General features: G+C 41.1%; 14 protein-coding genes. 10 read left to right on the forward strand and 4 right to left on the reverse strand.

The annotated features are described in order from the left end of the window. The first annotated feature begins 55 nt into the window (after window positions 1-55). Window positions 56-3,061 (forward strand): MMPL family transporter, encoded by a 3,006-nt coding sequence (locus BLU58_RS01910; protein WP_369813680.1) that lies wholly within the window; start codon window positions 56-58, stop codon window positions 3,059-3,061. A 63-nt stretch (window positions 3,062-3,124) separates the two neighbouring features. Here BLU58_RS01910 and BLU58_RS01915 read toward each other — a convergent pair whose 3' ends face one another. Together BLU58_RS01915 and BLU58_RS01920 are read right to left on the reverse strand one after the other, a co-directional pair. Beyond that, window positions 3,125-4,558, reverse strand: a complete 1,434-nt coding sequence (locus tag BLU58_RS01915) for a 4-hydroxyphenylacetate 3-hydroxylase family protein (protein ID WP_093290549.1) — start codon at window positions 4,556-4,558, stop codon at window positions 3,125-3,127. 2 nt (window positions 4,559-4,560) lie between these two features. Continuing rightward, window positions 4,561-5,085, reverse strand: a complete 525-nt coding sequence (locus BLU58_RS01920) for a cysteine dioxygenase (RefSeq protein WP_093290550.1) — start codon at window positions 5,083-5,085, stop codon at window positions 4,561-4,563. Window positions 5,086-5,258: 173 nt separating this feature from the next. Between BLU58_RS01920 and BLU58_RS01925 the strand changes: the two genes are divergently transcribed. Further along, entirely contained in the window at window positions 5,259-5,669 is a 411-nt protein-coding gene (locus BLU58_RS01925) for an RrF2 family transcriptional regulator (RefSeq protein WP_093290551.1), read from the forward strand. 16 nt (window positions 5,670-5,685) lie between these two features. Here BLU58_RS01925 and BLU58_RS01930 read toward each other — a convergent pair whose 3' ends face one another. Together BLU58_RS01930 and BLU58_RS01935 are read right to left on the reverse strand one after the other, a co-directional pair. Beyond that, complete coding sequence (locus BLU58_RS01930) at window positions 5,686-6,342, reverse strand: potassium channel family protein (protein ID WP_093290552.1); 657 nt, start codon at window positions 6,340-6,342, stop codon at window positions 5,686-5,688. A gap of 24 nt (window positions 6,343-6,366) precedes the next feature. After that, a complete protein-coding gene (locus BLU58_RS01935; RefSeq protein WP_093290553.1) occupies window positions 6,367-7,710 on the reverse strand; it encodes a TrkH family potassium uptake protein in 1,344 nt (447 codons plus the stop codon). A gap of 190 nt (window positions 7,711-7,900) precedes the next feature. Here BLU58_RS01935 and BLU58_RS01940 point away from each other — a divergent pair, with 190 nt between their 5' ends. The 8 genes from BLU58_RS01940 to BLU58_RS01975 all read left to right on the forward strand — a co-directional run bounded on the left by BLU58_RS01940 (window position 7,901) and on the right by BLU58_RS01975 (window position 16,492). Continuing rightward, window positions 7,901-8,278: a DUF433 domain-containing protein gene (locus tag BLU58_RS01940; RefSeq protein WP_083426358.1), complete on the forward strand. Its 378-nt coding sequence runs from the start codon at window positions 7,901-7,903 to the stop codon at window positions 8,276-8,278. 4 nt (window positions 8,279-8,282) lie between these two features. Continuing rightward, the gene (locus tag BLU58_RS01945; protein ID WP_093290554.1) at window positions 8,283-8,690 is read left to right on the forward strand and encodes a DUF5615 family PIN-like protein; all 408 of its coding nucleotides are present in this window, start codon (window positions 8,283-8,285) and stop codon (window positions 8,688-8,690) included. A gap of 509 nt (window positions 8,691-9,199) precedes the next feature. Beyond that, the gene (locus BLU58_RS01950) at window positions 9,200-10,843 is read left to right on the forward strand and encodes a peptide ABC transporter substrate-binding protein (protein WP_093290555.1); all 1,644 of its coding nucleotides are present in this window, start codon (window positions 9,200-9,202) and stop codon (window positions 10,841-10,843) included. 80 nt (window positions 10,844-10,923) lie between these two features. Further along, complete coding sequence (locus tag BLU58_RS01955) at window positions 10,924-11,853, forward strand: ABC transporter permease (RefSeq protein ID WP_093290556.1); 930 nt, start codon at window positions 10,924-10,926, stop codon at window positions 11,851-11,853. 4 nt (window positions 11,854-11,857) lie between these two features. After that, a complete protein-coding gene (locus BLU58_RS01960; protein ID WP_093290557.1) occupies window positions 11,858-12,787 on the forward strand; it encodes an ABC transporter permease in 930 nt (309 codons plus the stop codon). A 15-nt stretch (window positions 12,788-12,802) separates the two neighbouring features. After that, the gene (locus BLU58_RS01965) at window positions 12,803-13,822 is read left to right on the forward strand and encodes an ABC transporter ATP-binding protein (protein ID WP_093290558.1); all 1,020 of its coding nucleotides are present in this window, start codon (window positions 12,803-12,805) and stop codon (window positions 13,820-13,822) included. Further along, complete coding sequence (locus BLU58_RS01970; protein ID WP_093290559.1) at window positions 13,819-14,787, forward strand: ABC transporter ATP-binding protein; 969 nt, start codon at window positions 13,819-13,821, stop codon at window positions 14,785-14,787. The genes BLU58_RS01965 and BLU58_RS01970 overlap by 4 nt, the downstream gene beginning before the upstream one ends. A 184-nt stretch (window positions 14,788-14,971) precedes the next feature. Next, on the forward strand, window positions 14,972-16,492 hold the full coding sequence (locus BLU58_RS01975; protein ID WP_093290560.1) for an aldehyde dehydrogenase family protein: 1,521 nt from the start codon (window positions 14,972-14,974) through the stop codon (window positions 16,490-16,492). Window positions 16,493-16,587 lie beyond the last annotated feature (95 nt).

The raw sequence follows: 16,587 nt of genomic DNA on the forward strand, positions 1-16,587 counted from the left end.
TTAAAACAATATATAAAAATATAGCAAGTACAACGGGGGACTGAATTTGCAGAGGATGTTAAAGGGTCGTTGGTGGATTGTCCTTATATGGGTGATTACGATGGTAGGCTTAGTCTATGTAGCTCCGAGTATGTCTGATTTAGTACGTGAAAAAGGAAGAATCGAAGTTCCAGAAGGATATTCATCGAAACTTGCTTCTCAATTGATAGTAGAAGGGTATGGAAAAAGAAATTCTTCCCAAGTTGCTCTGGTTTTTTATGGCGATCAAAAATTGACGGATCATGAGATTAAGGAAGCAGAAGAGGCAGTCCATCGTTTAGAGCAGAATAAAGAATCGTTAGGGATTAAGAAGATTACAACTCATTTTAAAGAGAAACAGCTAACGGAAACTCTTGTTTCCAAAGATGGAAAAGCAATCTTAGCCTCATTAAATGTGGATCAAAAAAAACGTAGCCTATCTACTCTTACGAAATCTTTATCTAAAACGTTGGATGGGATAGAGGTTAAATATGCTTATACGAATGAGTCGATTATTACAAGTCAACTGCTCCAAAAGTCAGAAGCAGGATTAAAGAAGACAGAGGAGATTACCGTTATTTTCATTCTTCTCGTTTTACTTCTAGTATTTCGCTCCGTTGTTGCCCCGGTTATTCCTCTATTAACAGTGGGTATCACTTATCTTACTTCCCAATCCGTTATTTCCCTCTTAGTGGACCAGTTTGATTTTCCGATCTCGGGTAACACACGAATTTTCTTGGTAGCTATTTTGTTTGGAATTGGGACAGATTATTGCATTTTGCTTTTAAGCCGTTTTAAGGAAGAGTTAATACATAGCGGGCAGGTAGTCCCAGCAATCATAGAAACATATAAACGGGCAGGGCGTACGGTACTCATTAGTGGGATTGCGGTCATGGTTGGCTTTGCTTCCATAGGATTCTCTGAGTTTAATCTGTATCAGTCTGCAGCAGCAGTTGCGGTAGGGATCGTCGTGTTGCTAATCGCCCTATTTACGTTGGTTCCATTCTTTATGGCGCTTCTGGGGAAAGCGATTTACTGGCCGTCCAAAAGAAAGTTAGAACATAAGGATAGTAGACTATGGGGTTTCATAGGAAGCTTTTCATTATCTAGACCTATTCTTTCTATACTCTTGGTAGCCATCATTTGTGTTCCCTTTATGATGGCTTACAAAGGAGAGGTATCGTTTAACTCAATAGAAGAAATAGGCGAAGATGTACCTACTATTAAGGCATTTCGTGTGATCGAACAAAGCTTTGGTGCTGGGGAATCGATGCCCACGAAGCTGGTTTTTAAAAATGATGATCGGTTGGATTCAGTTGATTATTTTTATGTGGTGGAACGGATTAGTAGGGAGCTAGATAAGGTAGACTTAGTCGCTTCTGTCCGCTCGATTACGAGACCTATGGGAGAACCCTTTGAGAAATTTTTGATTACAAAGCAGTCGGAAAAGCTAGGGAAAGGGTTAGGAAAAGGAAAAGAGGGTGTTGAAAAAGTTTCAGAGGGATTAAAGGAAGCAAATGATGAATTAACCAAGAAAGAGCCTGAACTAAAACGAGCAACGGACGGAATCCAGCGCTTGATTGATGGGACGAGTCTCGCAGAATCAAAACTAACTTTGCTTGAAACCTATTTATCGAAAATGGAGCAGGGGATGAAGGCTGGCTCTGTACAAGCAAAGAAAGAGCTAGAGACCGCAAAAGAAAAAACACAAGAGCTGCTTCGTATGTATCAAAACTTCTCTAAGGCATATAAAGGAGTGAATCGTGACTTACAACAGATCGATCCTTTGTTAAATCAATTGGATCAAATAAAAGAAGAGCATTTCCAGAACTTAGAAAAAAATATGAAGGGTTTAGGTGCCTTAGCAGAATATCAAAAAATCAAAGGCAATATCCTGTCAGCAATAGAGAAAAAGAATAAAATGATGAAGTTTCGTTCCAATCTAGAAAAAATGATGGAAAATGAAGATAAGGTAACCAAAGAGATCAATGCCTTTACTCAAGGAATAGAAAAACAAGTACAAGGCTTAGAAAAAGCAGCGAATGCACAAGGGCAGATTGTGAAACAACTCCCTCGTCTAACGGATGGATTATCTAGAATGAATGATGGGCAGAGAGTATTACTTGGCGGATTTGGTAAGCTAAGAGATCAATTAGAGGAATTAAAATCAGGTCTAAGCCAAGGGGCAGATGGTCTAAATAAGGTATCCGATGGATTAGGAGTTGCCCAGAGGTATTTAACGGATCTATCAGGTACTTCGAGTGTCGATGGATTTTATATGCCAGCAGATATAGTAGAAGATAAGGGTTTTCAAAACGTATTAGAGGTGTATTTATCACCGGATAGGAAGACGGTGACGATGGACGTCGTTTTTAAATCGAATCCATATGCTCGTGAATCTATGGATCAAGTGGAGAAGCTAAAAGAGGCAGTACATCGAGCAACGAAAGGAACGAAGCTAGAAAATGCCACAGTGGCAATAGGTGGTATTACAAGTATGAATGCCGATTTAAAAGATATGTCGAATCAAGATTACTCTCGCACTGTTACGCTTATGTTGCTCGGAATCGGGCTTGTGTTGGTGTTTCTATTCCGTTCTTTCATGATGCCGATTTATATCATTGGATCGTTACTTCTTACTTACTATACAAGCATGGCGATCAATGAGGTTCTATTTGTAGATATCCTCGGTTACAGCGGGATTAGCTGGATTGTACCGTTTTTTGCCTTCGTGATGTTGATAGCACTCGGAGTCGATTATAGTATCTTTCTCATGGATCGGTTTAATGAATATCACGATATACCCGTTGCGGATGCGATGCTATTTTCGATGAAAAAGATGGGGACGGTTATCATCTCAGCCGTTATTATATTAGGCGGTACCTTTGCGGCGATGATTCCATCAGGGTTGTTATCCCTCATCCAGATTGCGTCTATCATTTTGATCGGGCTATGTTTATACACCTTTGTTGTGCTCCCTCTACTTATTCCTGTACTGGTGAAGAGTTTAGGAAAAGCAAATTGGTGGCCATTTCGGAGATGAAATAGATTGAGTTAAACAAACAAGCTCTTCGTCCGCAAGAGCTTGTTTTATTTTAGTATCGGCTCATAGATACTTTTCAACCATATTTGTTAGCTTATCTTTATTGTAAGATAAATACTGTCCAGCTCGATTACGGATGGGGTCTCCAGAGTAGAATCGCTCGTACAACTCGGATCGTGAGGCAAACGGGGTCCCTATGACGTCCCAGGCCAGTTTAAATAGCTTGGTCCTTCTTAGCGCATCTACATCTGCACCACGGAAATATTGATTCATCAGGTCAGATATAGGAGATTGGAAATCTTGTACACTTGAAGGAATTTGAATAACCCCTCCAGCAGCGATTAATTGGAGGATCTCAACTGCCCGCGGATAGAAGGTAGTTCCGAGATTTTTAGCTGTGTCAATGGTCGTCTCTCTCGGTAGATAAACGCCCTCCTCAGTCATCGCACCCTCTGCTTCACTGGCAATAATACATGCGTGAATGGTTTCTACTTGTGAGATTAGCTCACCCAGTTTTTCTTGAACATGGAGAAATTGAGTAGCTCCAATGGTTGTAGCGATTTTACAAGCTAAGCCAGTGATGAACTCTAGCTTTGTCTTTAAGCGGATAATGGCTTGATGATATCCCAAGCAAATCGAATGGGGATTCTCTTTGATAGCCCAGATCGCTTCTGGATTTTCATGAATGAATACATATTCCCACGGAATAAAGACATCATCAAAAATAAGGAGGGCGTCCATCTCGTCATATTGGGAACTCAGGGGAAAGTCTTGTTGCTCCAGATCACTCTTGGCAAACGATTCCCGGCATACGATGTGTAACCCAGAGGAATCCGCAGGGACAATTAACATATTCGCTACTGATTTTTGAGATTCATTTAACCTTACAACCGGATAGATCAGGAAGTCGTGCGTATAGGGGGCTGCGGTAGCAATCATCTTAGCCCCGTTTAAGTAGATGCCATCTTGTGTCTTTCGAGTGATGTGTAGTAGTCCTGATTCACGTAGAAGCTGAGGGTCATATTGATTAGCGCGGTTGATTTGAACATCTCTTTGCACAACCGTAATAAATCGATTTTCGTCCCGTGCTTGTTGATAGTAACGAGTTATTTTCTCTGGAAATGCAGAATCATATATAGAGAATTGATTACGAGCACAGTACCATCCAGTTAAACGAGAACGTGCATAATCAGAGAGTCTACTCATCATCCCGTCCGTTGCTTCGCTCCATTGTTCAAAGGCAACACGCCGCTTTTGTAAATCGGTGATTGACTGCGGAATGTGAAATGATTGATGAACCCACTCGCCAGTAGTAGGACTCACATAGGCAACACTTTCTTGAGTGCTAGGATCATCCATCATTCGAAATAGATTACAGACGGTTTGAATCGCACCACGAAATGCTTCTTCTTCTAAAATACGAACTCGTTTTCCATTTAGCCAGATACTTCTCTGATCGTTCAAACTTTCAGAAAATTCCTTCTCCCTTGTTTTCAAGTTTATACCCCCTCCTTGTGCGATTGTAGCACATTATTGGGATAGATATGATTACCTGAAATGGGGGGTGTATAGACATGCAAGGTAACTATGGGTTGATCGGTTGGATTATACATCGAATGAATTTGGCCATGTGGACTATAGAAAAACTCGCCTGCTATGAAGTGCTTACTGCTTAATATGTCTAGGGTTTCGTTGACATTTTTTCGATATACACGGTTTAAAGTACTCCCTTTTATCACATGAACACAACAGCAGGCTTCGCCGTGATCGTGTATGGGGGTTTCTACTTTCGGTGGAACATGTAACACAATCACCTCAAATAAATCAGAGCAATAGATTTGATTTCGTCCATATTCAAGTGGAGCAACAGGTGCAGTTAGATAAGGAGTAATTCGGTCAATGGTGCAATTAGATGCTCGAATCAAACGGCACATGGTTTGATAATAATGCGAGGCATCCTTGTGGGGATCGAGATTTACCCCTTCTAAATTCAAAAGATTTTGTATATGTCTGGCATACTTCATATCGATCTACCCCTTCTACTTGATTATGTTGACTAACATACTCAGGTATCGAACTGACTATGAGACTAATATATGTCAATTTCATACATTATGCGCACTAAAATCGGCATAACGACAGGAAAAATTCATAAATTGATAGGTATAATATTAGATCGGAAAAGGGGGGATTAAAGGTGAAAGTATCGAGTAGAGGGGAGTATGCACTACGGGCACTCATTGCTTTGGGATTACAAGAGGGAAATGTTTCAACGATTGCGGATATATCTGGACAAACCCTAGTTCCTGTTGCTTACTTAGAACAAATCCTCCTGCAATTGAAGATGTTAGGTTATCTAAAAAGTAAGCGAGGGAAGAATGGAGGTTACATGTTAGCAAAAGCTCCGGACCAAATCGTCATAGGTGATGTGATCCGGAGTTTAGAAGGTCCGCTTGCCCCGATGGGGTGTGTAAGTATCACCTCATACGAAGCATGTCCATTAGAAGGGACGTGCCTCCTAAAGCCATTTTGGGCATTAATTAGGGATTCGATTGCGCAGCTATTAGACCAAACGACATTGGCACATTTGATAGAAAGGAAACTATAAAGAATATGCTAGAATTCTAAGCCAAATCTGTAAATCTTTCTAAATCGCTATTTTCTCCAATGACGACCAAGACATCATTAATCCCTAGAACACGCTCTGGATGGGGTGCAATATCAATCTGTTCACCTGAACGAATGGCGATCACATTTAAGTTGTACTCGGCGCGTAAGTTGATTTCGCGTAAATTTCGATCTGCCATACTGTGGGGAACTTTGATTTCTTCGACACTGTAATCATCTGCTAGCTTGAGAAAGTTTAATACATTGGGAGACATGAGATGATGAGCGACACGTTCACCCATATCTCGTTCAGGGAAGACAACCATATCTGCCCCTATCTTATAGAGCACTTGGGCATGGCGCTTATTAAGTGCTTTGGCGACTACTTGCTTAATTCCGAGCTCCTTTAAAACGAGTACCGTTAAGATACTCGCTTGGATATCGTCACCGATGGCTACAATGACGGTATCGAAGTTGCGGATTCCGATCGCTCGAAGGGCTTCTTCATCCGTTGAATCAGTGATCACCGCGTGAGAAACCTGATCCTTGATCTCATCAATTCGGGATTCATTCATATCAATCGCTAATACCTCGTTGCCCTCTTTATAGAGAGTGGTCGCGATACTAGAACCGAAACGCCCTATTCCAATTACTGCAAAATGCTGTTCGCGCATGTTATCTGCCCCTTTGTATTACCATTACCCGATCATTACTTTTCCTTCTGGATAACGATATAGGTTATTTCTCCTTCTGCTTGCTATGGCAAATGCGATGGTGAGCGGCCCGATTCGTCCGATGAACATCGTAACCGAGATGATCACTTTTCCAGCAAATGAAAGGTGAGGTGTAAGTCCCATTGAGAGCCCTGTTATATTAGCAGCAGATGTAGCTTCAAAGAGAATGGTTAAGAAGTCTACTTTCCTATGTTGTTCTGATATGGTTAGTAACATCGTAACGATGATGATGATGAGAATGGCAATCGTTGCGATTGTTAAAGAGCGATAGATGAATCGGTAGGGAATCCGCCTCTTAAAAAAGCTAACATCTGACTTCCCTGTGATCTGTGCCCAAACCGCCCCTACCAATACTGCGAATGTACTTGTTTTAATCCCTCCCCCAAATGACCCTGGTGAAGCTCCGATAAACATAAGTAGGATCAACAGAAATAAAGTGGATTGGGTGAGATCAGGGATGCTGAGTGTATTGGACCCAGCTGATCTAGGGCTAATCGCTTGATACAAAGAGCTAACAATTTTATCTGCCATTGAGAGGGGTTGTAGGGTTTGTGGATTGTTAAATTCAAAACAGAAAATCAAAACTGTCCCTACAATAGTTAAAATAAGACTTGTCATAAATACAAGCTTTGTATGTAAAGAAAATCGCTTCGTTTTACGGTACTCATACACCTCGTTCAATACAATAAAGCCAATACCACCAAGGAAGATCAATACACAGAGTATCAGATTGACATAGATGTGTTCAGCATAATTCGTGAAGCTTCGAAAACTTCCCATCAAATCAAAGCCCGCATTGTTAAAACTGGAAATGGAGTGATAAAACCCATAGTAAATGGCTCGGTCAATGGGAAATTCATAAGCAAACGAGATGGCGAGGAGGATTCCGCCAACGGTTTCGATGATAATCGTAAAAATGATAATCCGTTTCACAAGCTTAATGATTCCGTCAACAGATAGATTATTTAATGATTCTTGTAATAATAGACGATCTTGAAATGAGACCCGTTTTCCGAGCAAAATGGCAAATAAAGTAGCGAAGGTAATAAAGCCTAACCCACCTACTTGAATAAGGGATAAAATAACCAGTTGTCCGAACAGGGAAAAAGAATGACCTGTATCAATTACGACTAATCCCGTTACGCAAGTCGCTGAGGTGGCCGTGAAAAATGCATCAATCCATGGTATCCCGGGTCCACTCTTGGAAGCAACGGGGAGTGATAGCAGGAAAGAGCCTATTAAAATGATAATGCCAAAACCAATCACTAGGACTGTAGGGGGATTTAAACGCTTACGAAATCGATTCATGGAAACATCCTACTCTATATCTTAATTATCTAGTATTTCTTTCTGACAAGTTTATAGGGAACTGATAAAATAGAACGTGGGGGCATGGAAACTGAAAATATGAGCTTACTGTATTTAACATACTATGCCCAGTTGAATTTATTTTATCTGCTTGTCGCAAGTGATGCAATGATGATTGGAGTTGTCACAGATGAAAGAAATCCAAGAACCAACGTTACCATTCTCTTTATTAGAATTGCTTGAAGATCCAAAGTGGGGGAAATGCATAAATGATTTCCTACACGACTATAATGGTTACCATCCAAACGACATGGGGATGAACCAAATGAAATCATTTCTGCGCATGATTGTGTCTCATCAACCAGGGATTAGCATGGATCAAAAAGTGGTAAGTGAGATGCCTGTTATACAAGGAACTCGTATACAAGTGACGATGATTTTGGCATGCTTACGTGATGGGATGACAATAGAAGAGATTTGTGAGGATTACGGACTAACACGTGAACAGATTCACCAAGCATTAAGCTTTGCTATTCGAGTTCTAGATGATCCATTTATGGGGAGCTAACGGAATGAGATTGTTTCTAGATGAAAACGTGACTCCACGAGTGAAAGATTTCTTTGATACTCGTGGCTATGATGTAGAGACTGTTAGTTCCGTACAGATGAGAGGGTTTCATGATGAAGCGGTTTTCCGATATGCAGTAAAGGAGAATCGAATCTTTCTCACCCATAATGGTAAAGATTTCATCATACAGACCCCTCCTATGGTTCAGGGGGTTTTTCATAAGGGAATCATATGGTTTCGCTTTCAGGTTACGAGGAAAAACGTAGACCAAGTCTGCTATAAGATGCATGATTTTTTTATCTTTTGGAAGTCCATAGATCACTCGATATGGGAAGTAAACCAAAAACAAAACAGTACCCAAATTTGTTTTATTCGATCATACCCTCCACCAACAGAAGAAATGCACATATAAAAATAGTTTATACAAAAATATATCACGTAATCGATGAAATTATTTATTTATTGTACTAACATTAAAAATTTAGAAAGGTATTTTTATATGTAAATTGTGGCAAGCGAAAAGAGGGAATTAAGAGAGATTGTACGAATTTAACTTGTAAGAATGAATGGATGGAATGTAGAGAAACTACAGAAGCGACATGCCCTGATAGACATATTCATATACCAAAAAGTATTTTTATGCATTCAAAAAAACCAAGCTTCCATTCCTTCTGTAAATGAAAATGAGTTAGGAGACGATAAAAAATACTCTTTACAAAATCAGCACTTTTAAGTTAAATTTATAGCAATCATTCCTAATCACAACAGACTGCCTAATGAAATTATCTAAATATATTCAAATCGTTTATTTGAATAAAGATATGCTTTCAGATGAAGGCCTTCCGTTAGTATAGACTGGTGATGTGGGTACAAGCAAAGCAAAATGTAGCTATTATTCTATTATTTTAAGGAGGAAGGTTAATGAAGAAAAAAAAGCTTGTTCCGTTTCTTGCAATCACACTTGTGGCAAGCCTAGGGGTTACAGCATGTAGCTTTGGTGGCGGTGGTGCTAAAGACAAAGGGACATTGACTGTTACAGATCGAGCTGAGCCGCCAAACTTAGATAGTGCTGTTTCAACGGATAGTGCCTCTCGTAATGTTCTTGCCAACACACAAGAAGGACTCTACCGTCACTCTAAGGATGGAAAATCAATCGAACCAGCCTTGGCTGAGGGAGAGCCTAAGATCAGTCCTGATAAATTAACCTACACCTTCAAACTTCGCGACAGTAAATGGAGCGATGGAAAACCTGTAACAGCGAAAGATTTTGAATTTGCTTGGAAGCGTGCATTAGCGCCTGAGACGGCTTCTGAATATGCTTTTATCTTACACGACCTTAAAAATGGTAAAGCGTATAATGAAAAGAAGGCAAAAGCAGAAGATGTTGGAGTTAAAGCACTTGATGATAAGACATTAGAAGTAAAGTTAGAGAGAGTTACTCCATACTTCTTGGATTTAGTAGCGTTTCCTAACTACTTACCACAACGAGAAGATATTGTGAAACAGTATGGAGACAAAGCTGGTAAATTTGCCAAAGAAGCAAGCACAAACGTTTACAGTGGTCCTTTCAAATTAACTGAATGGAAGCATGAGCAAAGCTACACCATGGAGAAAAATGATCAGTATTGGGATGCAAAATCGGTCAAGCTCAATAAAATTGTGACCAAGGTGATGAAAGATTCTTCCGCTACGATCAATGCTTATAATACCAATCAAGTCCAAGTTACATTATTGGGTACTGACTACATCCCAAAATATAAAGATAGCAAAGAAGCGAAAGCAGTCGCTGAGGGTTCATCTTGGTATCTTGAAATGAACCAAAAAAATAAACTTCTTCAAAACAAGAAGATTCGTCAAGCACTAAATCTAGCGCTAGATAAGAAGGAGTTTCAAGCGAACGTTCTGCAAGATAAGTCTGTTCCAGCAGGTGGATTAGTTCCACCAGAGATTAAAGCAAACGGAAATGATGCGAACAAGTTGTATCGGGAACTCTTCCCAGAGGAGCCTAAGTTTGATGCACAAAAGGCAAAAAGTTTGTTTGATGAAGGTTTAAAAGAAGCGGGTCTTTCTCAAGCTCCTGTTTTAGAAATGGTAACGGATGATACTACTGCCGCTAAGCGCCATGGAGAGTACGTGAAAGACGCTTATAAGAAAAATCTAGGATTGGAAATCAAAGTATCCGCTGTTCCATTTAAGCAACGCTTAGATCGTGGGAAAAAGGGCGAATTTGACCTCCTAGCTTCTGGATGGCATGCAGATTATAGTGACTCACTAAGCTTTATTGGAGATTTATTTACAAGTGGCAGTCCTTACAATCGCGGTAAATGGTCTAATAAAGAGTATGATGCACTAGTAAAAAAAGCAAGAGAGAATACGACTGGAAATGTGGAAGAGCGTCTCCAAAACCTCAGGAAAGCTGAGCAGATCTTATTAGAGGATGCTGGAATTGTCCCAGAGTATTACCGTTCTGTTTACTACATGGTTAAGCCAGAAGTAAAGGATATGGTATTCAACTCAGCAGGATTTGGTGAAGAGTACAGCTTTAAGTGGGCTTACATCGAGTAGGGTGATGACAGAAGGTATATATCTTCCTACGATATATACCTTCTCTTTTTATTCCCCATCAGATGAAAGGAAGTGAAAATATGGCACGTTATATCCTCAAGAGATTCTCTTTAATGATTGTTACGTTACTAGTCATTATTACAGCTACTTTTTTTCTCATGCATAGTTTGCCAGGTACACCACTTAAAAACGAAGAAAAGCTATCCCCTGAGCTACGGGCACAGATTTTAGAACAGTATGGTTTAGATAAACCAGCCTATGTTCAGTACTTTAAGTTCCTTGGCAATCTCGCACAAGGTGATTTAGGGAAATCTCTTAATTATGATGGCCGGGAAGTAACAGATATGTTGATGCAGGGATTTGGACCGTCTCTTCTTATTGGATCACAAGCACTTATATTAGGAGTTATAATTGGACTTATATTAGGGGTTCTTGCTGCTTTAAAGAGAAATACATGGCTAGATAGTCTGGCTACCGGAGTTTCTATTATGGGGGTCTCGATTCCTAGTTTCGTTCTAGCTGCGCTTTTAGCCTATTTTGTTGGAGTGAAGTTAGGATGGTTACCTGCTACAGGATATGACTCTTATTCGGCCACGATTATGCCTTCTTTTGCGCTCTCTTTTGCAGTAATTGCTCAGATCTCTCGATATGTACGTACAGAGATGGTGGAGGTATTGGAGCAAGATTATATGCGTACCGCGAAGGCAAAAGGAATTAGCCGTTTAGCAATCTTAGTAAGACATGCCTTACGTAATGCGTTGATCCCTGCCATTACAGTCATGGGTCCGCTTGCTGTTAATATTATTACTGGATCTTTGGTCGTCGAGTTGGCCTTTGCTGTACCTGGAATGGGGAAGATGTTTGTAGAATCTATCACTAATAATGATTATACAGTTATTATGGGAACGACTATTTTCTACAGTGTTCTAATTGTCGTTACCCTTTTTATAGTCGATCTCCTCTATGGATTTATCGATCCACGAATTCGTATCACTGGAGCAAAGGAGTGATCCCATGAGTACAGAACAAAAATATACACCAGATCTTTTTGAACCGATTGGTCAGTTGGACAAACGAGCAGAGCAACTAAATCGCGAGCAGGTAGGGGTTTGGAAAGATGCGTGGCTACGATTTCGACAGAATAAGGGAGCACTCCTTGGACTGTTTCTAGTGTTAATAATTGGTTTGCTAGCAATTTTTGGACCACTAATGAATGAATATGACTGGTCTACTCAAAATGTCTCGATCAAGAATCAAGATACAGCCGCGGATGGTCACTATTTTGGTACCGATCATGCAGGTAGAGATTTATGGCAAAGAGTATGGTATGGAGCAAAAGTCTCACTTATGATCGCTTTTTTAGCTGTTTTCTTGGATGTAATAATTGGAGTTACTATTGGAGGGATATCCGGCTACTTTGGCGGACGTGTGGATACCTATATCCAGCGTTTCATTGAGATTATCTATTCGATCCCTAACTTAATTATTATTATTTTGTTGATTATGTTGATGGAACCTGGAATTTGGGCGATTGCGATTTCCATTGCTATGACGGGTTGGGTACCGATGTCGAGGATTGTTCGGGCACAAGTGTTAAAATTACGTTCTCAAGAATATGTGTTGGCTGCCCGTACCTTAGGAGCTAGTCATCGACGTATTTTACTGAGGCATCTTATTCCAAATGTAATGGGTCCCATCATTATCGCAGTTACGTTTTCTATTCCATCGGCCATTTTCTTTGAGGCGTTTCTCAGTTTTATTGGTCTAGGTCTTCGTCCACCAGAGGCAAGTTTGGGCGTTTTGATCAATGAAGGGAATGGATTCTTGCAACTTGCTCCACATAACTTACTTTGGCCGGCTCTTGTCCTATCAATCCTTATGTTTGCTTTTAACATGATTGGCGATGGGTTACGTGACGCACTTGATCCACGAATGAAAAAATAGGAGGTAGAGATAAAGATGAGCAAAATTTTAGAGGTGCGCGATCTTCACGTCTCTTTCCATACCTATAGTGGTGAGGTTAAGGCAGTGCGTGGAGTGAGCTTTGATGTAGAGAAAGGTCAAACCCTAGCAATAGTGGGTGAATCGGGTTGTGGAAAGAGTGTTACTTCACAAGCGATTATGAAATTGATCTTAACTCCCCCGGGAGAATATAAGCACGGTGAAGTTCTCTATAACGGAAAAGACCTTGTTAAGATGAGCGAAAAAGAGATGGAGCAGGTTCGTGGTAAGGAAATTGCGATGATTTTCCAAGACCCGATGACTTCATTGAACCCTACGATGACTGTAGGGAAACAGATTATGGAAGGAATCATTAAGCACCAGAAGCTCTCAAAGGCTGAAGCCAAGGAAAAGGCAATTGAGATGCTGAAATTAGTAGGGATTCCTAGTCCTGAGTCGAGATTTACTCAATATCCACATCAATTTTCAGGTGGGATGCGTCAGCGGGCGATGATCGCGATAGCTCTCTCTTGTAATCCAAATGTATTGATTGCGGATGAGCCAACAACTGCACTCGACGTAACAATTCAGGCACAGATTATGGATTTGATGAAAGATCTTCAAGAACGACTCGGCACTTCTATCATCCTGATTACTCACGATCTCGGAGTGGTTGCTGAGACAGCTGACCGTGTCGCGGTGATGTATGCTGGAAAAGTGGTAGAATCGGGTACGATTAGTGAGATTTTTGCAGAGCCACGCCATCCGTATACATGGGGACTTATGAACTCTATGCCAAAGTTGAATCAGGATCGCTCGGAAGAGCTTAGCCCTATTCCAGGTGCACCGCCTGATTTATTAGCTCCACCTAAGGGATGTGCTTTTGCGGCACGTTGTAAATATGCGATGAAAATCTGTCAAGAAGTTGATCCGGAACTGACAGAGCATAGAAAAGATCACCGAGTAGCTTGCTGGCTAGAGCATCCAATGGCAGAAGCTTACCGCAGAGAAGTAGTTGAAGGGAGGCAATCTGTATGAGTGCAACAGAGAAAAAAGAGCCAATCCTTAGCGTGAAAAATGTAAAGAAGCACTTTGATGTCGGTGGCAAGAAGATCCTTAAAGCGGTTGATGGGATTAGCTTTGACATATATCCGGGTGAAACTCTGGGTTTAGTGGGAGAGTCTGGATGTGGGAAATCGACTGTTGGACGTACACTGATTCGCCTGTACAATGCTACTTCGGGAGAAGTGAATTTTAAAGGGAAGAACGTACATGAGCTAAAAGGGAAAGAACTAAAGCAACTGAATCGTAGTATGCAGATGATCTTCCAAGACCCTTATGCTTCTCTAAACCCACGAATGAAAGTAATGGATATCATTGCTGAGGGAATCGATATTCATGGTCTAAATGGAAAGAAGCGCGAAGATCGTGTGATTGAGCTTCTGGAAACAGTAGGTCTAAATAAGAGCCATGCAAGTCGTTTCCCACATGAGTTTTCAGGTGGACAACGTCAACGGATTGGGATTGCACGTGCCCTAGCGGTAGAACCAGATTTTATCATCGCGGATGAGCCGATCTCTGCTTTAGATGTATCGGTACAAGCTCAAGTAGTGAACTTGATGAAAAAGCTACAGAGAGAACGCGGACTTACCTATCTCTTTATTGCCCATGATCTTTCTATGGTGAAATATATTAGTGATCGTGTAGGTGTTATGTATCTGGGGAACCTAGTGGAATTAGCAGATAGCGATGAGATGTACGATAATCCACTTCATCCTTATACACAGGCTCTTCTCTCGGCAGTTCCGATTGCGGATCCAAGCCTTAAGAATGAACGTGAGCGGATCATCCTTAAGGGAGATGTCCCTAGCCCGATCGATCCACCAAGTGGATGTAAGTTCCGTACTCGTTGTCCACAGGCGATGGATATTTGCGCAAGTACGATTCCTGAATGGAAAGAGATAAAAGAGAAGCATTTTGTTGCTTGTCATCTTTATAACTAGAAGTGAACAACAGTACTCCTCTTGTTAGTCAAAACTAACAAGAGGGGTACTGTTTTTTTATATATAATTACACACTTATTCCGAGATTAATAGAAGGAATTTTCCTTATTTATGTTAAATATATTAATTGAAAGAATATATATTTTCAATCATTATTTTATGAAATTAGAGGAGGAGTTCTACCATGAGTGTATTTGTAAAACCAAATCTAGCTGGAAGTCTGATCCGTTTTAAGTCGAGGTACGATAATTTTATCGGTGGAGAGTGGATTGCCCCGCTTAATGGACAATACTTTGATGTGGTTTCTCCGGTGGATGGTCAGGTTTATACTCAAGTAGCACGCTCCCAAAAAGAAGATATAGAGTTAGCATTAACCAAGGCACATGAGGCAAGAGAAGCATGGGGCTCCCGTTCTGTGGCAGAGCGTAGTAACTGCTTGTTAAAGATTGCGGATCGTCTGGAAGAAAATATGGAGCAACTTGCATTAGCGGAGACATGGGGAAACGGAAAGCCTGTTCGTGAAACGCTAGCGGCCGATTTACCACTCGCGGTCGATCACTTCCGATACTTTGCGGGTGTGATTCGCGGGGAAGAAGGAGGCATCTCTGAATTAGACGCTAAGACATTATCGATTCAGATGAAGGAACCGATAGGCGTTGTCGGGCAGATTATTCCGTGGAACTTCCCACTTTTGATGGCTGCTTGGAAGATCGCCCCGGCTTTGGCGGCTGGAAACTGTGTTGTGTTGAAGCCAGCAGAACAGACACCTGTAACGGTTCTTATTTTCGCTGAATTGATTGCAGATCTATTGCCTGCAGGTGTCTTAAATATTGTAAATGGCTTTGGCTTAGAAGCTGGACAACCACTTGCTATCTCTCCTAAGGTTGGAAAGATTGCTTTTACAGGCGAAACCAATACGGGTCGTCTCATTATGCAATATGCTTCAGAAAACATTAAACCCGTAACGTTGGAATTAGGTGGCAAGTCACCCAATATCTTTACGGAGAGTGTTCTACGTGCGAATGATGCTTTTTTAGACAAGGCATTAGAAGGCTTTGCTATGTTTGCTCTGAACCAAGGGGAAGTATGTACTTGTCCATCTCGTGCTTTAATCCAAGCTTCCATCTATGATGAGTTTATGGAACGGGCTTTAGAGCGTGTTAGGAAGATTACACTCGGAGATCCGCTTGACCCGAACACGATGATGGGAGCCCAAGCATCCCGTGAACAATATGAGAAAATCCTTAGCTATCTAGATATCGGAAAAGCAGAAAGTGCTGCTTGTCTAGCGGGTGGTAAGCCTTATACAAATGAATGTTATCCGGATGGCTTCTATGTTGAGCCAACGGTCTTTGTGGGAAGCAATAAAATGAGAATCTTCCAAGAGGAGATCTTCGGCCCTGTCGTATCTGTAACCAAATTTGAAGATGAACAAGAACTATTAGAGATCGCCAACAATACACCTTACGGACTCGGCGCTGGTCTTTGGACTCGTGACATGCATCAAGCGTACGAGGTAGCAAGAAAAATCGAGGCAGGGCGAGTCTGGGTAAATTGCTACCATCTATACCCCGCCCATGCTGCATTCGGTGGTTATAAGCAGTCTGGTATCGGTCGAGAGAGTCATAAGATGATGCTTGAACACTATCGTCAGACGAAAAACATGCTTGTATCCTATGATCAAAATCCAATGGGTTTCTTCTAGGATTTGAGCTGTGGATCCAGTATGCAAGCCTGCTGAAATGGATACCAATCAATAGAATAGGCACACTAAGAATCATTCCTGATCCTTGGTGTGCT

It is taken from the genome of Thermoactinomyces sp. DSM 45892 (genome assembly GCF_900107305.1).
GTDB lineage: Bacteria > Bacillota > Bacilli > Thermoactinomycetales > Thermoactinomycetaceae > Baia.